The 24,226-nt window shown below is 29.4% G+C and carries 22 protein-coding genes; 9 read left to right on the forward strand and 13 right to left on the reverse strand.

Annotated elements, in window-relative coordinates; all coding sequences use genetic code 11:
• The first annotated feature begins 79 nt into the window (after positions 1 to 79).
• The 7 genes from cls to CW731_RS04910 all read left to right on the forward strand — a co-directional run bounded on the left by cls (position 80) and on the right by CW731_RS04910 (position 6,527).
• Positions 80 to 1,534 (forward strand): cardiolipin synthase, encoded by a 1,455-nt coding sequence (gene cls, locus CW731_RS04880; RefSeq protein WP_100947631.1) that lies wholly within the window; start codon positions 80 to 82, stop codon positions 1,532 to 1,534.
• Positions 1,535 to 1,789: 255 nt separating this feature from the next.
• Entirely contained in the window at positions 1,790 to 3,103 is a 1,314-nt protein-coding gene (nhaA, locus tag CW731_RS04885) for a Na+/H+ antiporter NhaA (protein WP_100945672.1), read from the forward strand.
• Entirely contained in the window at positions 3,104 to 3,814 is a 711-nt protein-coding gene (locus tag CW731_RS04890; RefSeq protein ID WP_232734724.1) for a ZIP family metal transporter, read from the forward strand.
• An 11-nt stretch (positions 3,815 to 3,825) separates the two neighbouring features.
• A complete protein-coding gene (locus CW731_RS04895) occupies positions 3,826 to 4,911 on the forward strand; it encodes a mechanosensitive ion channel family protein (RefSeq protein WP_100945673.1) in 1,086 nt (361 codons plus the stop codon).
• 81 nt (positions 4,912 to 4,992) lie between these two features.
• Positions 4,993 to 5,349 (forward strand): hypothetical protein, encoded by a 357-nt coding sequence (locus tag CW731_RS04900; RefSeq protein ID WP_100947633.1) that lies wholly within the window; start codon positions 4,993 to 4,995, stop codon positions 5,347 to 5,349.
• A gap of 2 nt (positions 5,350 to 5,351) precedes the next feature.
• Entirely contained in the window at positions 5,352 to 5,717 is a 366-nt protein-coding gene (locus tag CW731_RS04905; protein WP_100945674.1) for a YchJ family protein, read from the forward strand.
• Between the two features lie 159 nt (positions 5,718 to 5,876).
• A complete protein-coding gene (locus tag CW731_RS04910; protein WP_100945675.1) occupies positions 5,877 to 6,527 on the forward strand; it encodes a peptidoglycan-binding protein in 651 nt (216 codons plus the stop codon).
• A 3-nt stretch (positions 6,528 to 6,530) separates the two neighbouring features.
• Here CW731_RS04910 and CW731_RS04915 read toward each other — a convergent pair whose 3' ends face one another.
• The 6 genes from CW731_RS04915 to CW731_RS04940 form a co-directional block, all read right to left on the reverse strand.
• Positions 6,531 to 8,186, reverse strand: a complete 1,656-nt coding sequence (locus CW731_RS04915) for a hypothetical protein (RefSeq protein WP_100945676.1) — start codon at positions 8,184 to 8,186, stop codon at positions 6,531 to 6,533.
• A 17-nt stretch (positions 8,187 to 8,203) separates the two neighbouring features.
• Positions 8,204 to 9,364, reverse strand: a complete 1,161-nt coding sequence (locus CW731_RS04920; RefSeq protein ID WP_100945677.1) for an ATP-binding cassette domain-containing protein — start codon at positions 9,362 to 9,364, stop codon at positions 8,204 to 8,206.
• Between the two features lie 573 nt (positions 9,365 to 9,937).
• A complete protein-coding gene (locus tag CW731_RS04925; protein ID WP_100947634.1) occupies positions 9,938 to 10,465 on the reverse strand; it encodes a tetratricopeptide repeat protein in 528 nt (175 codons plus the stop codon).
• A gap of 215 nt (positions 10,466 to 10,680) precedes the next feature.
• Complete coding sequence (locus tag CW731_RS04930) at positions 10,681 to 10,914, reverse strand: peptide chain release factor-like protein (protein WP_100945678.1); 234 nt, start codon at positions 10,912 to 10,914, stop codon at positions 10,681 to 10,683.
• A gap of 556 nt (positions 10,915 to 11,470) precedes the next feature.
• Complete coding sequence (locus tag CW731_RS04935; protein WP_100945679.1) at positions 11,471 to 12,787, reverse strand: sugar MFS transporter; 1,317 nt, start codon at positions 12,785 to 12,787, stop codon at positions 11,471 to 11,473.
• Positions 12,788 to 12,793: 6 nt separating this feature from the next.
• Positions 12,794 to 13,792 carry a N(4)-(beta-N-acetylglucosaminyl)-L-asparaginase gene (locus CW731_RS04940; RefSeq protein WP_100945680.1) on the reverse strand — a complete coding sequence of 333 codons (999 nt, stop codon included), beginning with the start codon at positions 13,790 to 13,792 and terminating at the stop codon, positions 12,794 to 12,796.
• Positions 13,793 to 14,224: 432 nt separating this feature from the next.
• On the opposite strand from CW731_RS04940, the gene CW731_RS04945 reads away from it, so the two are divergent.
• Positions 14,225 to 16,510: a beta-N-acetylhexosaminidase gene (locus tag CW731_RS04945; protein WP_232734725.1), complete on the forward strand. Its 2,286-nt coding sequence runs from the start codon at positions 14,225 to 14,227 to the stop codon at positions 16,508 to 16,510.
• Positions 16,511 to 16,585: 75 nt separating this feature from the next.
• Entirely contained in the window at positions 16,586 to 17,284 is a 699-nt protein-coding gene (locus tag CW731_RS04950; protein ID WP_100945682.1) for a copper homeostasis protein CutC, read from the forward strand.
• A gap of 76 nt (positions 17,285 to 17,360) precedes the next feature.
• On the opposite strand, the gene CW731_RS04955 is transcribed toward CW731_RS04950, so the two are convergent.
• The 7 genes from CW731_RS04955 to CW731_RS04985 form a co-directional block, all read right to left on the reverse strand.
• Positions 17,361 to 18,335: a glycosyltransferase family 2 protein gene (locus tag CW731_RS04955; protein ID WP_100945683.1), complete on the reverse strand. Its 975-nt coding sequence runs from the start codon at positions 18,333 to 18,335 to the stop codon at positions 17,361 to 17,363.
• Between the two features lie 137 nt (positions 18,336 to 18,472).
• A complete protein-coding gene (recN, locus tag CW731_RS04960) occupies positions 18,473 to 20,125 on the reverse strand; it encodes a DNA repair protein RecN (protein WP_100945684.1) in 1,653 nt (550 codons plus the stop codon).
• A gap of 45 nt (positions 20,126 to 20,170) precedes the next feature.
• Positions 20,171 to 21,058, reverse strand: coding sequence for a DUF4835 family protein (locus tag CW731_RS04965; protein WP_100945685.1), 888 nt, complete (start codon positions 21,056 to 21,058; stop codon positions 20,171 to 20,173).
• A gap of 82 nt (positions 21,059 to 21,140) precedes the next feature.
• A complete protein-coding gene (gene coaBC / locus CW731_RS04970; RefSeq protein ID WP_100945686.1) occupies positions 21,141 to 22,349 on the reverse strand; it encodes a bifunctional phosphopantothenoylcysteine decarboxylase/phosphopantothenate--cysteine ligase CoaBC in 1,209 nt (402 codons plus the stop codon).
• The gene (locus CW731_RS04975; protein WP_100945687.1) at positions 22,349 to 22,669 is read right to left on the reverse strand and encodes a DNA-directed RNA polymerase subunit omega; all 321 of its coding nucleotides are present in this window, start codon (positions 22,667 to 22,669) and stop codon (positions 22,349 to 22,351) included. Before CW731_RS04975 ends, coaBC begins: the two co-directional genes overlap by 1 nt.
• Before the next feature lie 9 nt (positions 22,670 to 22,678).
• The gene (locus CW731_RS04980; protein WP_100945688.1) at positions 22,679 to 23,539 is read right to left on the reverse strand and encodes an outer membrane protein assembly factor BamD; all 861 of its coding nucleotides are present in this window, start codon (positions 23,537 to 23,539) and stop codon (positions 22,679 to 22,681) included.
• A gap of 123 nt (positions 23,540 to 23,662) precedes the next feature.
• Positions 23,663 to 24,172: a ferritin gene (locus CW731_RS04985; protein WP_100945689.1), complete on the reverse strand. Its 510-nt coding sequence runs from the start codon at positions 24,170 to 24,172 to the stop codon at positions 23,663 to 23,665.
• Between the last annotated feature and the right edge of the window lie 54 nt (positions 24,173 to 24,226).

The raw sequence follows: 24,226 nt of genomic DNA on the forward strand, positions 1-24,226 counted from the left end.
AATCTGTGAGGTTTTTTTCTTTCTAGCCAATATGCAACCAAAAAAAAACCTTAATTTGGAAACCATATACAATAATACTATGAATTGGATTATAGCATTACAAATCATCTACGCACTCATCGTAATTTTAGTTATTTTAAGGGTTTTGTATGATACAAGAAGCGGAACAAAAGCATTGGCATATATTCTATTTATTGTGTTTATACCTATTTTTGGTATGTTATTTTATTTTTCCTTCGGAATTAATTATCGCAAACGAAAACTCTACACAAAAAAAATTGTGCAAGACGAACCACTTCGCAAACGTCTAAAAAACAAAATAAACAGCTATTCCAATTCCATTCTGAAATCAGTATTGGTAGCAGATAAATATCACAATTTAATTGAATTTATTCATCGTTCGGGAAACAGCCCACTAACGGCTAATAATAAAGTAGAATTATTAATAAATGGTGAAGAAAAGTTTCCAGCATTATTAAAAGCTTTAGAAAGTGCAACCTCACATATACATATAGAGTATTATATTTATGAAAACGATATAACCGGAAATCAAGTTGCAGAAATTTTAAAAAGAAAAGCAGAACAAGGTATTCAAGTTCGCTTTATGTATGATGATTTTGGTAGTCATAGTCTAGGAGAACAATTTATTAATTCTCTAAATGATGCAGGTGTTTTAACAGCACCTTTTTATAAAATAAAATGGTATGCTTTAGCCAACAGAATCAACTATAGAAATCATAGAAAAATTGTAATTATCGATGGCGAAATTGGCTTTGTTGGTGGTATTAATATGAGTGATAAATATAGAAATGATACAAATGAAAAAGAACATTTATATTGGAGAGATACACATTTAATAATCAAAGGGCAAGCAGCATCCTACTTACAATACTTGTTTCTATGTGATTGGAATTTTTGCAGCAATTCACCTTTAGAATATTCCGAAATATATTTTCCAGATAATTCAAAACAGGAAACGATACAGAATGAAATAGTACAAATTGCTGCTTCTGGCCCAGACAGTTTTCAACCTGTTATTTTTTATTCATTATTAAAAGCTATTAATTCAGCCAAAAAGAGCATTTATATTACAAGTCCGTATTTTATTCCCGGAGAAAGTTTAATGGATGCATTAATTATTGCCATTCAAAGCGGCTTGGATGTAAAACTAATTATTCCTGGAGTTTCAGATTCTAAAATGGTAAACGCAGCTGCAAATTCTTATTACACAGAATTACTAGAATATGGTGCAAAAATTTACAAGTATAATAAAGGGTTTGTCCATGCAAAAACAATGATTGTAGACCATGATTTAGCTATAATTGGTTCTGCAAATATGGATTATAGAAGTTTTGATTTAAATTTTGAAGTGAATGCTTTATTGTATAGTGAAAAAATTGCAAAACAATTAAAAGATGTTTTCAATAACGATTTAAAAGTGTCTGAACAAATTGATGCAAAAACTTGGCTAAACAGACCAAAACGTGTCCATTTATGGGAGAAAATAGTACGCTTGTTATCTCCTTTTTTATAAATTCACACTACCATCAATCACCATAACTGCTACTTAAAAAGTAACAGATACCATTTCGAAAACAGCATTTTTATCTTAATTACGCTATTTTTTTTCTATTTTTAAATTAAGTTTAAATAAATTTCCCTCTTCCCTTTTTTAATTATATAATAGAAACGGAACAATCACTAAAATAAAAGTTAAAATAGCGTATTGTTTTAAGTTTTTACTTCTCTAATTCTTATCTTTGAAATTCAATGTTTACGTTAAAAAAATATGATAAAAAAAATATTTCTTACCCCACTTCAAAGATTTGTAAAAATTGAAGGATTCAGCGGAATTCTATTATTATTAAGTACAATAATTGCATTAATTTGGGCAAATTCTAGTTTTGGAGACAGCTATACTTATCTATGGGATTATGAAATTGGAATTACAAGTGAAACTTTCGAACTTAAAAAACCATTAATACTTTGGATTAATGATGGTTTAATGGCTATTTTCTTCTTTTTAATTGGTTTAGAAATAAAAAGAGAAGTTTTAATTGGCGAGTTAAACACCATGAAAAAATTAGCATTCCCTTTATTTGGTGCAGTTGGTGGCGTAATAGTTCCTGTAGCTTTATATATGCTTTTAAATCAAAATCCAGATACTTTTAAAGGTTGGGGAATTCCTATGGCAACGGATATTGCTTTTTCTTTAGCCGTTTTAAACGCGTTGGGAAAACGAGTGCCTTTAAGTCTTAAAATATTTTTAATTGCTTTTGCAATTGTAGATGATATTGAAGCTGTTTTGGTTATTGCTATTTTCTATAGTGGTACTATTAAAATGACACTTTTATTTATTGGTTTAGGTTTATTGGGTATTCTATATTTCTTATCTTATAAAGGGTATTACTCAAAATATATTCTATTTTTTACAGGAATTATTGTTTGGTTACTTTTCTTAAAATCTGGAGTACACCCAACGGTTGCAGGAATTTTATTAGCCCTTTCTGTTCCTATTAGTCAGAATATAGAAACCTCAACATTTATAAATCGATTAGAAGGTATTTTTAAAGGTATTAAAAACGCAAATGTTTTAAAAAAACCTATTTTGTCGAAACAACAAATAGAACAAATGAATGATTTAGAAGGTTGGTCTAATAAATTTCAATCTCCTTTACAACATTTAGAGCACAACCTACATGGTTGGGTGGCCTATTTTATCATTCCCTTATTTGCATTGGCAAACGCAGGTATTTTAATCGATAGCTCTGTAGACATAGAAGTTCCACTGGTTATAAATATAATAATTTGTTTAGTTTTAGGTAAAGGTTTAGGAATTCCTTCTGTAATTTTCTTGGCTAAAAAGTTAAATTTGGTTCAAATACCGTCAGACGTTAATTTTAAACAAATTATTGGTGTTTCATTTATAGCAGGTATTGGTTTTACAATGGCTATTTTTATTGCTAGTTTGGCATTTGCATCAACACCAGAATACATCACTTCAGCTAAAATAGGAATCCTTTTAGGCTCACTTATTTCTGCAATTATTGGCTACTTTATTTTAAGAGCAAGTACGAAAGAAAAAGTAGTTTTAAACCATTAAATGATGTTGCAGAACTTACTATTATTTTCTGGGTTTGCAGGTATTACCGTTTTTATTGGTGGTCTTTTGGCAAATTTTTTTAATCATCATATTAAAGAAAATCCTATAAAATATGAGATTACACATACCATGATGTCTTTTGGCGCAGGAATAATCTTGTCTGCTGTTGCTTTGGTTTTAATACCTAAAGGATTAGAAGATTTAGATGTTTTACCAATGACAATCTCATTTACTGTTGGTGTTTTAATCTTTCTTTTTATTGATCGATATTTGGCTAAAAAAGGAGGAAAGAATGCAACGTTACTGGCAATGTTAATGGATTTTATTCCAGAATCTATTGCTTTAGGTGCTACTTTTGCAATTGAACCAAAGATGGCTCTTTTACTAGCTATTTTTATTGGACTTCAAAACTTACCTGAAGCTTTTAATTCCTATAGAGATTTAGTAGCAAGCGGCTTTACTGCACAAAAAACATTAATTATCTTTTTCATTTTAAGTTTCTTCGGAATTGGAGGTGCATTAATTGGCCATTATTTTTTAACAGATTCGCCTATTTTAACTGCACATTTAATGACATTTGCAAGTGGAGGAATTCTATATTTATTAATAAATGATATTATTCCAGAAAGTAAGTTAAAGAATAATTACTTAACCTCATTAGGCGCCACTTTTGGATTTCTAGTTGGCGTTATTGGTGAAAAATTAATTTAATGAGCACATAAATGACAGATTTTTTAGAAATATATAAGCCACTTCTTATTTATGTAGCAATTGTAATTGCAACAGTTGTTGTTTTATATTTTATTACCCGTTTTATATATCAATGGTTATTAAAAAAAGAAGAAGCCAAATTCCCTGGAGAGAAATCTACTTCTTTAAAATTATTAAAAACAGTATTAAATACACTTTGGTTAGTTCTAGGAATTATTGCTTTGAGCTTTATTTTTGTTGAAGAAGAAAGCTATGGTGAATTAAAAGCTGATTTTAAACTAGCGCTTTATCTTGGTTTTTTAGCAGTAATTACAATAGTTACTGCAGCCACAACCAATCTTTGGTTTAAAAGAAGTATTCGAGAAAAAATTAAGCAAAATCAAGATCCAACGAGTTTAAAGTTTTTAAGATATGTTGCCGTTTTTTCAATATGTTTTATAGGAATACTTTTTGGTTTGTTAGCATTTCCATCATTAAAAGGCGTTGCACAAACGGCTTTAGGAGGTGCAGGTGTAATTGCAATTATTGCGGGTGTTGCCTCTCAAGAAGCACTTTCTAATTTGATAGGCGGAATTTTTATTATCTCTTTTAAACCATTTAAAATCAATGACATAATTCAAATTACAGATACTTTAGTAGGTACTGTTACAGATATTACGTTAAGACATACAATTATTAGAAGTTTTGAGAACAAAATGATTGTTATTCCCAATTCTGTAATAAACAAAGAGCGCCTAATTAATTATAATTTAGGCGAATTAAAGAATTGTAAGTTTGTAGAAATGGGCATTTCTTATGATAGTGATGTAGCGCTTGCAAAAAAAATAATGCAAGAAGAATGTGAGAAGCATCCATTAATACTAGACAATCGTTCTGAGCTCGATAAAAAAGACGGAAAGCCTATTGTAAAAACTGCGCTAACAATAATAAACGACTCTACAATGACTATTCGTGCTTGGGCTTGGTCTAAAAGTTTTGTAGATTCTTTTGAATTACAGTGCGATGTAAACGAAACCATAAAAGCTCGTTTTGATACTAATGGTATTGATTTAGCTTACCCTACAAGAACCATAATTATAGAAAAAGATACTGAATAATTTTCTTTACTTAACAAGAACTTTCTGTTTCTATATTTTCTAAAATAATAACAATTTTAAATACCCATATTGGTACACAAAATAAATATTGAAGATTTAGTGGGCAAGTTTCAAATACTTGGCAGCAACCAAGATGAAACTGAAAGTTCTTATAAAGGAGTTTTAGAACTATCTTTAGACGAAAACAATAGAATTGTTGCAAGATGGCTCATTAATAAAAGTCAGCAACAATTTGGAACAGGTTTTTTCAAAGATAATATTTTGGTGATTAATTTTAACTATCAAGGAGATGAAAACACTATTTATAAAGGTGTTGTAATATACAGATGTATTTCTAAAGATATTTTAGACGGTTTTTGGTCTGAAAAATATGGAAATCCTTTATTTTTAGGAGAAGAGCGTTGTTTTAGAATTAAAGAAAATGAACTTATAAATTAAACATGATTTGTCCTTGTAACCCAAAAGTTTTATACAAAAACTGTTGTCAAAAAGCACATATAAACATTGAAACAGTTGTTTCTGTAGAAGCATTAATGCGTTCTAGATATAGTGCTTTTGTTTTAGCTGATATTGTGTATTTACACAAAAGCCATCATAGTGCTACAAGACTTTCTAATAAAGAATATAAGGAATTAGAACAATGGGCAAAATCTGTGAAATGGACCAAACTAGAAATACTAAATTCGACAGAGAATACGGTTTATTTTAAAGCCTATTTTATAGAAAATGGAAACTTAGAGGTTATAGAAGAGCACTCACTATTTTGTAAAGAAAATAATTATTGGGTTTATTTAAATGCTAAATAGTATTTTCATTAAAAACTCACGGTGTCTATAATAACAAAATAGAAAAACGATACCCTATTCATTTTGGTAGCAAACAATTCTAATTTTTAAAAACCTAACTTTTTAGATGTTTTAATCTATTTTTGTTAAAAAACTAATTCCTCTTTAAAATATATTCTTATGAAACAGATTATAATTATTTTATTATTAATTATTGCATTCTTTATTGGTTACGGAAAATACAATCAATACAAAAGGTATAATTCTCCTGAAGTTAATTATACTATTGATAAGAAAATAGATCTAGAATATCACAATCAAGAATTGGTTATTAATTACAACAAAGTTATTGAAGAGTTAAATAGTTTTGTGATGCTTCAATGGACAACAAACAATATTGATGTTAGAACACCAGAAGATGATGATACTAAAACTAAATTTGCTGTGGCAAAATATGCTGAGAAATTAGCAGTGGTAAAGTATTTTGAAGCTAAATTAGAGAAATCTGCTATTCTAAAAGAAAAAGGGCTTTCGAACGAAGAAATTAAATTTCTAGAGGAAACTGGTACAAATTTAAAAAGCCATCAAGAATCTTTAGCAATAAATAAGATTAAAGGTTTATTTAATGCTTCTAAAAATATGAGAAATGGTGAAAAAAGTCCATTAATTTTTGAAGTCCAAAAGAGATTAATAGCACAAGGTTACAACCTAAAAAATGACGGAATATTTAAAAAAGAAACCATGACAGCACTTAAAAACTTTGAAAGAAAGAATAAGTTATTTGCTGATGGCTATTTAGATGTTTTAACTTTAGATGCCTTGTTTAAATAACAACTATGCTGCTCTAGCATTTAGCTTCCTTATAAAAGTAGCATATATAAATACTGCTAAAAGCCAAATTAAAATTGTAGCCAAAACTCCGTAAGTATTAAACCATTTCTCAAAATTACTGATATAATCATACGCTTTAGGGTAAAGATATTTATGACTTTTATCTAGGTATTTACTATAAGCTAAACTAGAAAAAACAAACAAAACTGGTAGTGCAAAAACACTTAAAGTACAAGTAATTGAAACCAGTAATTTCTTCATCTTTTTTAAATAAAATACAACCGATAAAAGAATAATGATGAGAGAAATTACCATCATTATTAAGAACTCTCTATAATCTCTAATTGACGCTCCTGAAAGAATAAAACCTTTGCTAGACAGCAACCAAATAATAATTACTAAGACAACCAAACTAGCGACAAAACTTAGTAATAGCGATTTTATATTTGTTGTTTTAAAAACGAACAGTAATACACTTAAAAAGAAAGAGGTAACTATTAAAAAATAAAAGATAACATCATTAAAGGTTGGGTAGTATGAAAAATACACATTACCAAAAAAATGATCTAAATTATTAAAACTAAAATAAAGTGTTTTTGAATACGGAATGTTAGTGTTGCTAATATTTTCGTTTACATTGCTATGATGTGCAATTAAACCTTTGTTTAAAGGATTAGAGGTGTTCAGTAATTCTTTTAATAAGTAATTAGGCTTATTATTTACCAAGTTAAACCAAGTTTCAATATTCAAATTAGTACTTAATTCATATTTTTTAGCTAGAAAAAGTCCTTTCTTTAAATCTTCTTTAATTTTAGATTCGTCACCGGTATCTAATATATTTTGAAAGTATTTTAATTGATTCTTTAAATCTGTAGAATCTTGACCAATTGTAAATTTAGTTTCAGAATAATTGTACAATGAAGGATGTAAAAGTTCTTTAAAGGCACTTATATCTTCTATGTTCCTGTATTTAAAACTATTTTTTTCGTAATCATTTAAAAATGCATGCTCCTTTAAATCTTCTTGCCAAAATTTCTCATTAATGCTGTAAAACTGAAATTGAGTGCCTTCATATTCTAAATAAGGTTTTTCAAAATCTACATTATCTGTACTATTTTTAGTATTAATTGCTACTTTTAAAGGAAATGGTTTTGGATACTTCTTTTTATTGATTTCAAAATCTGATTGTTTGTGCACAAAAAACAAACCAATATTATTAAATGTTTTAATATCTTCACTTACTTCAGCCCAACTGTAAAGTGATTTTATTTTTGTTACCAATCCTTTTTTAAATGAAAAATATTGAGTTGTACTGATAAAAAATATAAGTAAAATAACACAAAACTGCTTAAATAGCATGCCTTTTTTTAAAGAGTATACACTCTTAAAAGCATTATTTCTTAAGTAATAAATAACCCAAACTAATAAGATAAATATCGATATTAAAAAATTATAATATACTGTAGAGGTTTCAAAAAAGAAATTACTTAAGTTGTAGTGTGCTTTTAAATCTTCTATCGAATTTGCAGAAGCATACCCTATCATAAAAAACAATAAATGAACCAAAATATTTACTGCAAGCATCCAAACCAGACGTGTGTTCCAAATTAAAGGATAATTTTCTAAAAGATGTTTATTAATTTTATTGATAAAATTCATTTGAATATTTTTAAGAATTAATAAACGAAGAAACGTCTTGTAGATTTAGAAATATCTCTAATATATTGTAGCGAAAAATTATTTTTAGAAATAGCAGCTAAACAATCATTAAAAGAAAAACCTTCTTTAAAATATAGGATATAGACACCACCGTTAAATTCTAATTTTTCTAATTGATTATTGTTAAAAACCATTACTATTTCATCTCTAGAGTTTTTTGTATCAATTTCTACAATTAACTTATTTTTCTCTTCTGCTTCTAAGTTTAAATCTGCAGAAGGTTTACCGTTTCTCAAATAAATAACTTCATCAGAAATCTTTTCTACTTCATACAATTGCTGCGAAGAAAACACCATTGCAATAGGGTTTACGGGCGATTTAGAAATCATTCTTAAATCTTCTAAAATAACCTGTTGTGCTAAAATATCTAAGTTAGCTAAGGGTTCATCTAATAAAATAATTTCTGGTCTGCGCAACATTGTTCTTGCCAATTCAAAACGCATTTTATAACCAGATGAAAGTTCACTCCATTTTAAATCTTTGTATTTCCAAAGTCCGAATCTGGCAACCATCATTAAAACTAATAAATTATTTTTTTTGCCTTTTACACCATGGTGTACCAAAGTAAATTTTAAGTTATCTAAAACCTTTCCGTACCAAACAGGTGTTCTTTGCGGAATGTAAACTAACTTAGACAATAGGTCGTATTTGTCTTTATTTTCAATTAAAAAGGAATACGATAAACTTCCTGAAGACTCTTCTACTAAAGAAGCTAAAATAGTTAATAAAGTTGTTTTTCCATTCCCATTTTCACCCACCAAACCAAAGATGTCCCCTCTCTTTAATTCAACATTTACAGGTCCTAAAACGAATCTATTATTGTTATAATTTTTGGTAATGTTCTCTGCTTTTAAAATTGTTTTGCCAAGTAAACCTCCACTCTCTATATGGATCTTTTTTATTTCTGAAACACAATTTTCAAACAAATAAAGCAACGGAGACTTGTCTTCGCTACTTTCTTTTTCATAGTGTGTTACAAAATTTAAAACCTTTATGTAAATTTCTTCAGAATCTGTATTTAAAGCAGCATCTAAAAGAGTTCTATAACCTAAAGAGAAATCGCCTCTTTTAAAATAGAGAACTGCTTTTTCTATGAGTTCTTCTTGAGAATAAATCATATTTTAAAATCTAACATTTTTTTTTTAAAAATAGTAAAATTATATTTAGGAGAGACTTTAAATATAGTCTTTTTCTCTCCTTTCTATGCCAAATTTGACTTTGTAAAATTGAATTTATATTTTTTTGAATAATTATATTTTAACTTAAAACTTTCTAGATAAACCTATAGTAAAGTTGTCTTATTTCACCAATAATAATAATAATAATAATAATAATATATCATTAGTAAGATCGCTGCAAGTTAATAGGAGATCCATACACAAGTGCAATAAATGCTAAAAAAATTATTGAAGACAATTTAACTACTATTACAAGTGCATTAAACTTTTATAACATTGAAGTACAAACTGAAACAAGCATCTTAGTAGGCAATGCTATTGTTGAAAATGATGGCGTTCTTTTATCTAAAAAGGTTATAAAAAGTAATTAGATGGAAAGAAAAATATTCTTCTTCTCTATTTATTTCTATTTAGATAGAGGAAAAGAATATCTTTTTTTATTACCATAAAAGGTCTATTTTATAATTGCAATGTTAATTTAGCTAGCGTTTAGTGTTTTTTCATCTAACTAAATTACTTTTTACTTTTACTCTCTTTTACAGAAGGTTTCTTCTTCTTCTTTTTTGGCATTTTACCTTTAATTCTATCTTTTTCAACATTAATATCTGCTATATACTCTGAATTAAATGCATATTCTTTTGCCAATTTTATAAAAGTTAAGGCTTTTTTATATTCTTTTAATTGCTCGTATAAAATAGCTTTCTTAAGATATAAGACAGCTTTATCTGATCCTTTTACTGTCAATACAAAATCTATAAACTCTTCGGCCTCCTTATAATCTTCGTTCCAAAAAAGCGTATTAATATAAGGTGCATACACCTCAAAAGCATGAATGTTTTCTGCTAACGCTTGTTTAAAATAGACAATAGCTTCTTCATATTTATACAATTTTTCTGCATATACTCTACCCATTAAAGTTAAAGCCATGGTGTTTTTATCATCTGCAGACAATGCATAACTTAATGCTTCCATAACTTCCTCTAAATCATAAGGATAATTCTCTAATGCTTTAAAAACATAGTTATTTGTTAATGTTCCCATATTATTTTCTTTGTTTACCATTGCAAGAGTAGCGAAGTAAACTCAATTTCTTCAAAAGAGGACTTCATTATTATTCGTAATGGCACATTTATTCTATTTTTTAAAATCGTTAAGTTAATTTCTGTTATTCTTAAATGATTTTTTTTAACTTGTTTAAAACCTGTTTCTATAAAAACTCGAATGGGATTTCCTCTTTGAAGTTCTTCATGGTTTTTCTATTGACTTTTTAAATGCTCTTTAGCTTGTTCAATAGTATAATTTACAACTTTTTCTTGTAACCTTATAATTGCTGTTCTTTTATTTTGATGCTGAGAACTGCTATCCGCAACCAAAACATGTACACCTATTTTTATATGTTTTGCTCTTATTGCAGAACTTACTTTGTTTACATGCTGCTCTCTTGCAACAGGACTTCCTATTGCTTGAAATTTGATTTCATTTTCATTCATTTCTATGAATTCTGAACTTTCTACTTCAAAACAGCTAATAAATCAGTTTTTACGTTTGTTCTGTTTTCTAAAAGTAGAGGTATCAATTCTTTGAATTGTTTCTAACCAAGATTTAAAAAACCGACAAGGTCGTTGCCTTTTAGTTGAATGTTTACAGATTGTACTGTGCCATTTTGTATTCCGTTTTCTTTGTGGAGGATTGTACAATCAATCTTATTGCAACTCAATTCTTTGAGAAATATCTATACTTTTTTAGCAACTACAAAAGTACGCCCTTCTTGTCCTTTTTATGCGGATATTTGTATTGTTTTTTACTTGTTTTTTACTTGATTTTTCTTGTTATAATAAGATAGACACTAAAGAGATTAGATACACTATTAAATATAAGATCTTTCTTTTACTTCCCTTTTAAATACTGTTTGCTTTTGATGTTTTGCTAACAAAATTGTTTGCGTTAGGGATTGAAACGGCATCCTTTTTGTTTTTCACAAAAAGATATAGTAAAAAGCCCGTTAAAACGCCCTAAAAAATAACAATCTAAAAGTAGATAAATACTCTAATTCTTTTTTGCTTTAATTCTTCCATAAAATAAAATATAGCCATAACATAGAATTGTTAAAACAAAAGCCGTTTTAAAACCAAAACTGTCAATTAAACTCCCGAAAATAAAAGGGATAATTGCACCACCAACAATTGCCATACAAAGTAAACCAGAAGCTTGTGCTTTTAAATCTCCTAACCCCTCTAAACTCAAGGTAAATATTGTTGGAAACATAATTGAATTAAACAAACCAACTGCTAAAATAGACCACATAGAAATTAACCCTGTAGTGTTTATAGAAATTAGAATCATGGTAATTGCTAAAGAAGCAAAAATGGTTAATACTTTTCCTGGTGTCATAATTTTAGTTAAATAAGCACCTACAAAACGTCCTATCATTGCTCCTCCCCAATAAAATATCACAAAGATTCCTAATAAAGATTTTGGGTCAGAATCTGTAAAAGTTTTATTAAAAAGACTCGCGATGGTATTTGCAATATCCATCATGGTTTCATTTTCTGCAACAATTACAGATAAATTCATCTCAGAAAAATAGTTTACTAAGAAACTACCAATAGATACTTCTGCACCAACATATACAAAAATTCCTAAAGCTCCCATTAACATTAACTTGTTTTTAAGTAGTGTTACATATCCTCCTTTAGGGCTTTCTTCCATCACTTTTGGCAATTTTATAAAAGCAAAAATCAACGCTAGAATTGCAATTGAAAAAGCTATTAAAATAAATGGAGTTTGTACAGTAGCTGCTTCTGAAATGTAATACTCTTTTTTTTCTACCTTTGATAATATGGCTATTTCTGTTGATGTTTTTACAGAGTCACTTAATAAGAATAATGCGCCAACAACTGGTGCAATAGTGGTTCCTAAAGAGTTAAATGCTTGCGATAAATTTAGACGACTACTTGCCCCATCTTCACTTCCTAACAAAGCAACATAAGGGTTTGCTGCTACTTGTAAAATAGTAATTCCACCGGCTAATGTAAAATAACCTATTAAAAACACCGGAAAGGCACGATAGGATGCAGCAGGGTAAAAGAGTAAACAACCTAATGCCATCGTTAATAAACCTAGAATAATTCCTTTTTTATAACCAATTTTCGATAAGATAAATCCGGCTGGAAGCGAAAACACAAAGAAAGCTACAAAAAATGCAAACTGTACTAAAACTGTTTTTGCATAAGACATTTCGAAAACATCTTTTAATCTTGGCACTAAACTATCGACTAAGACAGTAATAAATCCCCAAAGGAAAAACAATGTTGTTAAAAATATAAAAGCACTTTTGTATGATTTATCAGTTGTAGCCTTCATTTTATTTTATGCTTTTTTAATATAAGATCCAGATTCTATATAGGTCTGTTTTCCTTCTTGATATTTGCTAATTCCAAAACCATCATGAATACAGTAACAGCCATATTCTCCTTTTTTATTAATGGCAACATAACCCACTTGAAAATTATTGTAATTGGGGTTAGATGTTACTATTCTTTTTACACCTTCTTCACAAGCTTCTTGCGGTGTTCTTCCTTGTCGCATTAATTCTACAATTAAATAACTTCCAACAGTTTTTAACACTTCTTCTCCCATTCCGGTTGCAGTAGCACCTCCTATTTTATTATCTATAAATAAACCTGAACCTATAATTGCAGAATCTCCTACTCTACCAGCCATTTTATAAGCCATACCGCTTGTAGTACATCCGCCAGAAATATCTCCATGTTTATCGATAGCTAACATTCCAATAGTATCGTGATTTTCAATATTAATAATCGGTTTATATTCCGATTTTACTTTCCATTTTTCCCAAGCTTTTTTAGAAGCTTCCGTCAATAAATTCTCTCTTTTAAACCCTTGCTCAACAGCAAATTGTTCCGCACCTTTTCCTGCTAACATTACATGTGGAGTTTCTTCCATTACCTTACGAGCTACAGAAATAGGGTGCGCAATGTTTTCCATGCAAACGACAGCACCATAACCTCCATTTTTATTCATAATACAAGCATCTAGTGTTACATTGCCATCTCTATCTGGGGCTCCTCCATTTCCAACAGTTGTATTTTTTAAATCTGCCTCTTCGGTTCTGCAACCCGCTACAATAGCGTCAATAGATTCGCCTCCTTTTTCTAACACTTCCCAAGCAGCCTTTGTAGCATTATGAAAACGCCAAGTTGCTACTACTACAGGAACAATCGTTTTACTTGTTGCTGTTACTTTATTTTCTTTTTCACCTTCCGTTACACAAGATGCAATTGCTGGTACAATAGCTAAAGCTAAACCTGATACCGATGCTTTCTTTAAAAATTTTCTACGTTCCATTTATTTATTTTTCTGGATGATTTGGTACTGTAAAAATAAATCATCCTTGTTTTATCTATTTTTCTTGCAAGATATAATATCTACCAATTAATTTACAATTGATTGACTATTTTTTAACTAACAGGTTTTTATGAAATTTATTTCCTGTTCAGATTATTTATAATTTTAAACAACAATTCTAAGTTTTAAAAAAGTAGCTTCCTATACTATCACTTATCATTACCTTCATTTTTTAACCTTAAAAGACTCTTTCATTTATATAGTTATAAAGCTATTCTCTTTTCATTCTATGAAATATAAAAGACTGAAAAATTAAAACTAGTAGATACTTTTTTCTAGTTGTATAATTACAAAAATTTATATAGCTTAGCAAGAGAACGATAATCAATCAACAAGAAAATGGGTGTTTTTAGACGAATAACAGAAACTATAATGTACATAACTTTAGTTTTACTGCTAACAGCATGTTTTAATAAAAGTGAAGTAGCAATTACTCCTTCAATTATTCCAATTCCATCAGAACAAATTATAACAAAAGGAGTTTTTTTACTAAATAGTGATACAAAACTAACCTTCGATGAAGAATTAAAAGAAGTTTCAAATCTTTTTAAAAGTTATATTGAAGGTGGCAATAAAATAAAACTAAACAACACTTCTAAAAATAGTATTCATTTTAAAATTGATCCTTTAATAACTAATATTGAAGGATATCATTTAAAAATAACACCAGAAGAAATTTTAATTTCTGCAAAATCTCAAAAAGGTGCTTTCTATGCTTTCCAGACATTAACCCAACTCTTGCCTATTGATTTTGAAAACTCCAATAGAAAGGAAATTGCAATTCAGTGTTTAGAAATTAAAGATGCACCTCAATTTAAATATCGCGGAATGCATTTAGATGTTGGCCGTCATTTTTTCTCTGTAGATTTTATCAAAAAATTCATCAATATTATGTCGATGTTAAAGTTGAATACATTTCACTGGCATCTTACTGAAGATCAAGGTTGGCGCATCGAGATTAAGAAATATCCGAAACTTCAAGAAATTGCTGCCTATAGAGATGAAACATTAATTGGAAGTTATTCTGATCAACCTCATAAATTTGATGGTAAAAAATACGGAGGTTTTTACACACAAGAACAAATAAAAGAGGTGGTAAAGTATGCTTCGGAAAGACAAATAACTATAATTCCAGAAATTGAAATGCCTGGTCACGCACAAGCTGCAATTAGTGCTTATCCTGAATTAAGTTGTACTGGAGAACAAATTGAAGTAGCCACAAAATGGGGTGTTTTTGATGACATTTACTGTCCGAAAGAAACAACTTTTAAATTTTTAGAAGACGTAATTGATGAAGTAATAACTTTATTTCCGGGTAAATACATTCATATTGGTGGAGATGAAGCTCCGAAAACAAGATGGAAAGAATGTAACCATTGTCAGAAATTAATTAAAAAAGAAGGTTTAAAAGATGAACATGAGTTGCAAAGTTATTTTATCACTAGAATGGAAAAATACATCAACTCTAAAGGAAAACAAATTATTGGTTGGGATGAAATTTTAGAAGGGGGTTTGGCACCAAATGCAACCGTGATGTCTTGGCGAGGAATTAGTGGTGCTGTAGAAGCTGCAAAACAAAAGCACAATGTAATTTTAACGCCTAATACTCATTGTTACTTCGATCATTATCAAGCGACTAATAAGAATGAACCTCTTGCAATTGGGGGCTTTCTTCCATTAGAAAAAGTATATAGCTTCAATCCGATTCCTGAAGAATTAACAAAAGAAGAAAGTGCATACGTTTTGGGAGCTCAAGGAAATATTTGGACAGAATATATGCAAACTTCTAACAAAGTTGAATATATGGCTTTCCCTAGAATGGTGGCTTTAAGTGAGGTTGTTTGGAGTTCTGCTGAAAACAAAAACTATGAAGATTTTAAAAAACGTTTAATTTATTTTCAAAAGAAATTAGACAAGCTAGATGTAAATTATGCCAATCATTTATATGAAATTAGCGGTAATGTTAATTTTATAGATAATAAATTATTCTATGTTTTAGAAGCTTCTTCTAACGATCAAAACATTAGATTTACGACAGACGGAACGGATCCTACTTTGAATTCTGCGGTTTATAAAAAGCCTATCTTAATTGAGAAAAACACCATTATTAAAGCAGCTAGCTTTAATAAAATTACAATGATAAGTTACATATTTACAGAAAAAATTAAGAAGCATAAGGCAATTGGACAGAAGATTTCTTTAAATGTAAAACCTAATAAAGCATATAATTTAGGTGGTATTAAAGCTTTAATTAACGGAGTTTCTGGAAGTAATGACCGTTATGGTGATAAAGAATGGTTGGGTTTTAATGGTGATGATGTTGAAATAACTATTCAATTTGATAAACCAACTGAAATCAACTCAATTGCTACACGTTTTTACAATGCAAACGGACAATGGATTTATGCGCCTAAAGAATTTAATTTACAATTGAAATTAGAAGATGGAAAAACTATTTCATCAAAAAGTAAAATTAAAAACAGAGATTCTTTATTCGTTAATTTTGATATAAATGTGTCTAAATTTTATCCGAAAGATAAAAAAACCAAATCAACATCTTTAAAAATTACAATTCCTAATTACGGAATTATACCAAAAGGAAAACAAGGTACGGTAAATAAAGCTTGGACTTTTATTGACGAGATTATAGTTGAGTAAGCACCTATAGAAACCTTACAACTTTTAAAAACCTGTGAGGTTTACTAGAAAGGTACTGAAATAAATTTAGCATAAATGAAATTAGAAATCTGCGCAAACTCTTATCGATCTGCAATAAATGCCGAAAAATCAGGAGCTGATAGAATTGAACTCTGTTCTGAGCTTTCTGTTGGGGGTATTACCCCTTCTTACGGACTCTTAAAAAAAGTTTCTGAAGAAATCTCGATTCCCGTTCATGTTTTAATGAGACCAAGAAGTGGTGATTTTTGTTATTCCGATGATGAATTTCAAATTATAAAAAACAATATTAAGCTCTGTAAAGAATTAGGCTTTAACGGTATTGTTTCTGGCGTTTTAAATACTGATAATTCTATTGATATTGAAAGAACTAGTGAATTAATAGCACTTGCAAAACCACTATATTTTACGTTTCATAGAGCTTTTGATTGTGTTCCAAATCCTAAAAAAGCTTTGGAAATATTAATAAATTTAAAAGTAGATAGAATTCTTACTTCTGGCTTGCAAGTAAAAGCAGCAGATGGAATTGATTTACTAAAAGAATTACAAAGCATTGCAGGAAATCAATTAATTATTCTTCCAGGAAGTGGAATTAGCATAAAAAATGTGCATCTTTTTAGAGCTGCTGGTTTTCGAGAAATTCACACCTCTGCATCAAAAATTAGTAGTGATGAAAAGAATATTTACTTTGGAAATAACTCGCAAACAGTATCAGATTCTGAAACAATTAAGGAAATTTTAAAAGTGATTAAATAAATATAATCTTATTTTTCTACTATAATATTTCAAAATATTAATTGCAACTTTATATTACAGGTGTCTATTGCCTAAATTATTTGCTAGGAAACAATTGTGATTTCAAAAAACCGAAACCATAACCTAAAAATTGAGTTAGAGTAGTAATTATACTTAAAAAAGCAACTTTTAAGTCCTTATTTTGAATTAGAGAATCTATAAAAATTAGTAAAAAATAAAATCCAAAAAAATAAAGTAATTGTGAGTACCCGAAGAGCAAAAAGAAAATACTTGCAGCGAACCCAATAATAAACAAACTTGGAAACCAATAGGTAAGTTTTGTCGTTTCTGGGTATTTTGTATTCAAAATTGGTCTTGCTGTACCAAAACCAAAAGTTTGTTTAAAAAACTGTTTTAAAGAACTCCTGCGTTTATGATAGACAAATGCTTTTTCTATAAGCTGTGTTTCGAAGCCATTAACCCACAATCTAAATGTTAGATCGATATCTTCTCCGTTTTTCATTTTAGAGAAACCTTGTGTTTTTTCAAATGCTATTTTCGACAATCCGAGATTAAAGCTTCTTGGTTGAAATTTGCCAACGGCTTGTTTTTTTCCACGAATTCCGCCAGTTGTTAAAACGGCAGTCATGGCATAATTTATTGCTTTCTGTAAAGAAGTAAAACTTTCATGTGCAGCATCTGGGCCACCAAAGGCGTCTGTAAAATTATTTTCTAAAACTTTTTTTACTTCAAACAAATATTGTTTCGGAACAATTACATCTGAATCTAAAATGATAAAATAATTTCCTGAAGCTTTTTGCATCCCGTAATTTCGACTTGCTCCTGCTCCACTGTTTTCTTTAAAAAAATATTTTAAATGAAGCTGATTTTTATATTTTCCGACAATCACTTCGCTTTTTTGGCTAGAACCATCTTCTACAATCAAGACTTCAAAATCATCAGAGAAATCTTGTTTTGTTAGACTTTCTAACAGCTCGTCTATTTCTTGTGGACGGTTGTAAACTGGTATTATTATAGAGAAGTTTAGTTTCAATGTTTTAATACTTGCCATACTTTTTAAAGTTTTCTAAAAGCAGATAAACTTGCTTAGCCCTGATTGAAACGGCATCCTTTTTTATTTTTCATAAAAAAGATATAGTGAAAAGCAGGAAATAGCTTCAAATACATCTTTTTTTATGGTGTTCTTTTCTAATTTAACAACTCTTTAGCGTGTGTAAGTGCAGAATCGGAAATATCTTTACCACTTAGCATTTCTGCAATTTCTATAATACGTTCTTCTGTAGATAATTCCTTTAAATTTGTAGTGGTAACTCCTTTAATTTCTTCTTTATATACTTTGTAATGATTGCTTCCTTTAGCTGCAATTTGAGGTAAATGAGTAATTGCAATTACTTGCATATTATTGCTCATTTGTTGCATAATGGCTGCTATTTTATTTGAAACCTCACCAGAAACACCAGTATCTATTTCATCGAAAATGATGGTTGGTAATTGGGTGTTTTCAGACAATACTTTCTTTACAGACAGCATAATTCTAGACAATTCTCCACCAGAAGCTACTTTTTTAAGCTCGCCAAAATTGCCACCTTTATTTGCTGAAAACAAAAATTCTAATTCATCTTTTCCGTTTGAAAAATAAGTTTTAGTAGATTTAATTTTAATTGAAAAACGGGCATTTTCCATTCCTAAATCAGTTAGCAAAACTTGCAACTCTTTTGTTAATTTAGGTATTGCTGTAGTTCTTGCTTTTGTTATTTTTTCTGCAACTGAGTCTAACTTTTCTGAAACTGAATCTATTTCTTGTTGTTTTTTATTGATAAATTCATCGGCAGATTCTACTGCAACCACTTTATCTGAAATTTCTTCGAAAACAACTATCAATTCTTTGTTTGAATTTACAGCGTGTTTTTTTTGTAAATTATACAACAACTGCAATCTATCATTAATTTCTTCGGCTTCATTCGGATTAAAATCTACGCTTTCGTTCGCATTTTCTAATTCTGCAACAATATCATCTATTTCTATTTTTACAGAAGTAACTCTTTCTGAAATTTCTTGATACTCTTTAGAAAAGGAAGAAATTTTTGTCAATCTATTTTCTAAGGTATTTAGTAAATTCTGAATTCCTATTTCTTCATTAACCGTAAGCTCTAACGCTTCAGACAAATTATCTTTAATAGCTTCTATATTGTTAAGCTTCTCTAGTTTTTCTTCTAAAACTTCTTGCTCGTCAGCTATAATTTTAGCTTCTTCTAATTCCTTAAAAAGGTGTAAATTATATTCGTATTGTTGATTTGATTCTTTTTGTTGAACTTCTAATTTTGATAGCTCTTTTCTTAATTTATTTAATTGTAAAAAACCTCTTTTGTAAGAATCGATTCTTGGTGTATTTTTTGCCAAAGCATCTAAAATAGCAAACTGAAAATTATTATCAGACAATTGCATCGTTTGATGTTGTGAGTGTACATCAATCAACTTTGCTCTTAATTCGTTTAAAACCGATAAATTAACTGGCGTGTCATTTACAAAAGCTCTCGATTTACCTGAAGGAAGAATTTCTCTTCTAATAATAGTTTCTGCTTCATAATCTAAATCTACAGAATTAAAAAAATCTTGTAAATTGTAATTAGAAATGGCAACTTTTGCTTCTACAACGCATTTTGTAGACGTATCTTTTAATGAAGATAAATCTGCACGGTTTCCTAAAACCAGCCCTAAAGCACCTAATAAAATAGATTTTCCTGCACCAGTTTCACCAGTAATTATTGATAAACCAGAGGAGAAATCGATACTTAAATGATCGATTAAAGCGTAATTATTTATGGATAATTGTGTAAGCAAATTGACTAATTTTTAGAAGATAAAATTAATGAAAATTTGTTGATTTTAATCTAACTTTCTCCACTTAGAATTATTATTCGGAGAAATTTTTCTGACAGTTTGTATCAAACGTTTTTTATTTCTTGTTTGTGTACTTTCAGAATACATACTTACAATCTCATCTGCTTTTGCATCAAAAAACAGTCTAATTAAATAATTACCTACTGTTTTGTTATAAATACTCTCTAAAGAAATTACACTATCCTCAATACTCTGTTGTGCAGAAGCCTTAGCACCTACTAAATTATCAAAACCATTTCTATGATAGTTATAAAGTAAATTTCTATACGCTTTCAGTTTTGGAGACATTAAATTATCTATCAATAAATACCTGTTTTGTTTACCCACCACATTTTGCCAAGAAGAAAGTCCGCTTTGTTGTGCTTGTAACATTACATTTTGTGCTTCTTTTAATTCTGCTTCACCACCAAATTTAGCAAAAGTATCTGCATCTACTCCTAAAATTACATTTGCATAAAAGACAATCGTAGAAACTAAATTGCTATCAAAAGAATTCTTATTATAAATTAAAGGATCAAATTCATTGTATTTAAAACTGAATTCATTGTCCTTTATATTTAATATTGGCGATGCATAACTAGAACCGTAAACAGGTCTTGTAGATTGCACTTGAAGTGTTGCCGTAAAATTGTTATTGTTTCTAGAAGTAATAATAATTGTCATTGCACAATCTACACGTTCTTCTGGTTTTACAACTCTATCTGTCCATTTTGTTTGATTGATGTATTCATTCAAAGACCTTTGTAAGGTTGTAAATACTTGTTTGTTAGAACCTGCAACTTGGTCTGAATTCACAGTTACCAAACAGTTTAATTCTTGTGATTTTAACACAGAGACTGAAAATAATAAGAAAATAATTAAGATTTTTTGCACTTCTTTTGTTTTTATTGTCTGGTCGAGCGCAGTCGAAACCTTACTTTAAACCTCTCGACTGCGCTCGAGGGGAACAAGATTATTAAGATATTCTTTTTACAATTTCGTTTATAATATCTTTAGCTACTTCAACTTTAGACTTTAATTCAAATGGTTGCTCATTAAAATCTTTATCAATAATAGTAATTTTATTTGTGTCTGTTGCAAAACCAGCACCTTTATCTTGTAACGAATTTAAAACAATTGCATCTAAATTCTTTCTTTTTAGCTTGCCTTTTGCATTTTCTAATTCGTTATTGGTTTCTAAAGCAAAACCCACCAAAAATTGATGCTTCTTAATTTTACCCAAAGAAGCTAAAATATCTTTTGTTGGTGTTAACAAAATCTCTAACGTAGCAGCTGTCTTTTTTATTTTCTGAGAAGCAATGTTTTTTGGTTTATAATCTGCTACAGCAGCAGAAAGTATGGCAATATCTACATCTTTAAAATATGTATGAGCTGCATTGTACATTTCTTCCGCAGAGACTACATCTATTCTGTGAACGAAAGAATGTTTTATTTGTTGATTGCTTGGACCAGAAATTAAGTAGACTTCTGCGCCTAAATTAGCAGCAGCATTTGCAATTGCAAATCCCATTTTTCCTGAAGAATGATTTCCTATAAAACGTACAGGATCTATCGCTTCATACGTTGGGCCTGCAGTTATTAATACTTTTTTTCCTTTTAAAGGCAAATTAGAGAGTATATCATTTTCTATAAATGACACAATGTCTTCGGTTTCTGCCATTCTACCTTCGCCAACTAAACCACTTGCTAGTTCGCCTGACGTTGCAGGAATTAGAATGTTGCCAAAATCTTGTAATTTTTCTAAACTTTCTTTGGTTGATGGATGGATATACATATCCAAATCCATTGCAGGTGCAAAATAAACAGGACATTTTGCAGATAAGTAAGTTGCTAACAACAAATTATCGCAAGTTCCATTTGTCATTTTAGACAAGGTATTTGCGGTAGCTGGCGCAATTACCATATAATCTGCCCAAAGACCTAAATCTACGTGATTATTCCACAATTCATTTTCATCTTCTTTAGAATAAAAAGTAGATAGAACTGGGTTTTTAGAAAGTGTAGAAAGTGTAAGAGGTGTTATAAAATCTTTAGACGCAGGAGTCATAATAACTTTGACTTCTGCGCCTAATTTTATAAATAAACGAACTAAACTAGCCGTTTTATATGCTGCAATACCAGCAGTTATTCCTAAAAGAATCTTCTTTTCTTTTAAGACAGACATTACTCTGTTTCTGGAGTTCTGAAATACACTTTACCATTTAACCACTCTTCAACAGCCATTGCCGTTGGTTTAGGTAATCTTTCGTAAAATTTAGAAACTTCTATTTGCTCTTTATTTTCAAATACTTCTTCTAAAGAATCATTATACGTTGCAAATTCATCTAACTTATCTACCAATTCTCTTTTTAAATCAGAATTAATTTGATTAGCTCTTTTTGCAATGATAGAAATTGCCTTATAAATATTTTCTGTTGGCGCTTCAATCTCATTTTTGTCGTAAGTAATAGTACTTAACGGTGCTTTTGTATCTTTATAATCCATCTCTAATAATTATTTCTTTTGTAAATTTTCGAACTCTTTTTGCTTTGCAACTAAAGCATCAATTCTTGTTTTTTCAGTTTGTAACGTTGCTAACATTAAATTAGAATCTTCCATATATTGAGACTCTGGAAAACTTTTCTTTAACTTCTCATAAGCATCAATTGCATCAGCTATTCTTTCTTCCTTTCTTCTATCGTAACTTTTTAAAACAAAATCATGTGCTGCCTTAAATCTAAAATATAAAGCTTCTTCTTTATATTTTGTACCTAGAAAATCTTCTAACAAATTATCAAACGCTTGTATTGCCGCTTTGTAATTTCTTAAATCGTATCCTGCTGTTCTATAATAGGTCTTTGCTATTTCAAAGTATTTCTTTTCTAACTTCGCTCTTAATTCTGAATAGTATTTATTCGCTTCATCAATTTTATCTGAAGCAGGATACGTATTTATAAAACTTTGGAAAGATTCTAAAGCTTTATTTGTATCTGTTGGATCGATACTAAAACGAGGAGACGCTAACTTATAACTGTAAGCAGATAAAAATGCAGCTTCTTCTCTTTTAGAACTTTTTGGGTAATTATTTGTGAAACGATCAAAATAATAACCTGCAATACTGTAATTCTTTTCGTTAAAATTAGACTGCGCAATCATAAATGAAATACGTTCCATTTGAGGTTTCCCTCTGTAAGATGGCGTAACTTTTTCGAATAAACGCAAAGCTTTACTGTATTTCTGACTTTCGTACATTTTAACAGCCATCTTATACTGCTCTTCAGAGGTACCTTTATTTAATATTTTTTGGTATTCACCACAAGAAGATAGTAGTAAACTAAAGACCAATAAATACGCTAAATTTTTAATTTTTTGCATCGGGCAAAATTAGTGATTAATTATGGATTAATAAAACGTTTTTTAACACAGTTAATTGTGTACCACAATAATCTATAAAAAAACTAATAAAAAGAGACTTTAGATACTAAAAGTTTGTTAATCTTAAAGCTGAGTTGTAGGTGCTGCTACCAACGATTTTATATCGTTATCGAAAAGATAGAAACCACCTTTATCATCTCCTATTAAGTTTATTTTATCTAGAATATTTCTCGCAAGTGCCTCTTCTTCAATTTGTTCTGAAACATACCATTGTAAAAAATTATGTGTTGCATGGTCCTTTTCTTGTAAACAGATATCAATCAAATCGTTTATGCACTCAGAAACCTTTACTTCATGGTTAAATAATTCTTGAAACATTTCTTTAAAAGAACCAAATTGAACAGGTGGTGCTTCTAATTGAGATATTTTTGCATGTCCGCCGCGTTCATTTACAAACTTCACCAACTTTAACATGTGCATTCTTTCTTCGTCTGAATGTGCATACATAAATTGAGCAACACCTTCAAAGCCTAGAACCTCAGCCCAAGAAGCCATCGATAAATAAACTTGAGATGACTGTGCTTCTACTGTAATTTGGTTATTAAGTGCTTCTTCTATAATTGGTGATAACATATTCTTTGTTTTAATTTTGTAAATCAAATTTAGGCATTAAAATGTATTAATTTT

The sequence above is a fragment of the Polaribacter sp. ALD11 genome (genome assembly GCF_002831685.1).
Taxonomy (GTDB): Bacteria; Bacteroidota; Bacteroidia; order Flavobacteriales; family Flavobacteriaceae; genus Polaribacter.

Excerpts from the sequence above, each read along its gene's own strand:
- cls (WP_100947631.1), top strand. The coding sequence starts at position 80 with ATGAATTGGATTATAGCATTACAAATCATCTACGCACTCATCGTAATT.
- nhaA (WP_100945672.1), top strand. The coding sequence starts at position 1,790 with ATGATAAAAAAAATATTTCTTACCCCACTTCAAAGATTTGTAAAAATT.
- CW731_RS04890 (WP_232734724.1), top strand. The coding sequence starts at position 3,104 with ATGATGTTGCAGAACTTACTATTATTTTCTGGGTTTGCAGGTATTACC.
- CW731_RS04895 (WP_100945673.1), top strand. The coding sequence starts at position 3,826 with ATGACAGATTTTTTAGAAATATATAAGCCACTTCTTATTTATGTAGCA.
- CW731_RS04905 (WP_100945674.1), top strand. The coding sequence starts at position 5,352 with ATGATTTGTCCTTGTAACCCAAAAGTTTTATACAAAAACTGTTGTCAA.
- CW731_RS04910 (WP_100945675.1), top strand. The coding sequence starts at position 5,877 with ATGAAACAGATTATAATTATTTTATTATTAATTATTGCATTCTTTATT.
- CW731_RS04915 (WP_100945676.1), bottom strand. The coding sequence starts at position 8,186 with ATGAATTTTATCAATAAAATTAATAAACATCTTTTAGAAAATTATCCT.
- CW731_RS04920 (WP_100945677.1), bottom strand. The coding sequence starts at position 9,364 with ATGATTTATTCTCAAGAAGAACTCATAGAAAAAGCAGTTCTCTATTTT.
- CW731_RS04925 (WP_100947634.1), bottom strand. The coding sequence starts at position 10,465 with ATGGGAACATTAACAAATAACTATGTTTTTAAAGCATTAGAGAATTAT.
- CW731_RS04930 (WP_100945678.1), bottom strand. The coding sequence starts at position 10,914 with ATGAATGAAAATGAAATCAAATTTCAAGCAATAGGAAGTCCTGTTGCA.
- CW731_RS04935 (WP_100945679.1), bottom strand. The coding sequence starts at position 12,787 with ATGAAGGCTACAACTGATAAATCATACAAAAGTGCTTTTATATTTTTA.
- CW731_RS04940 (WP_100945680.1), bottom strand. The coding sequence starts at position 13,792 with ATGGAACGTAGAAAATTTTTAAAGAAAGCATCGGTATCAGGTTTAGCT.
- CW731_RS04945 (WP_232734725.1), top strand. The coding sequence starts at position 14,225 with ATGTACATAACTTTAGTTTTACTGCTAACAGCATGTTTTAATAAAAGT.
- CW731_RS04950 (WP_100945682.1), top strand. The coding sequence starts at position 16,586 with ATGAAATTAGAAATCTGCGCAAACTCTTATCGATCTGCAATAAATGCC.
- CW731_RS04955 (WP_100945683.1), bottom strand. The coding sequence starts at position 18,335 with ATGGCAAGTATTAAAACATTGAAACTAAACTTCTCTATAATAATACCA.
- coaBC (WP_100945686.1), bottom strand. The coding sequence starts at position 22,349 with ATGTCTGTCTTAAAAGAAAAGAAGATTCTTTTAGGAATAACTGCTGGT.
- CW731_RS04975 (WP_100945687.1), bottom strand. The coding sequence starts at position 22,669 with ATGGATTATAAAGATACAAAAGCACCGTTAAGTACTATTACTTACGAC.
- CW731_RS04980 (WP_100945688.1), bottom strand. The coding sequence starts at position 23,539 with ATGCAAAAAATTAAAAATTTAGCGTATTTATTGGTCTTTAGTTTACTA.
- CW731_RS04985 (WP_100945689.1), bottom strand. The coding sequence starts at position 24,172 with ATGTTATCACCAATTATAGAAGAAGCACTTAATAACCAAATTACAGTA.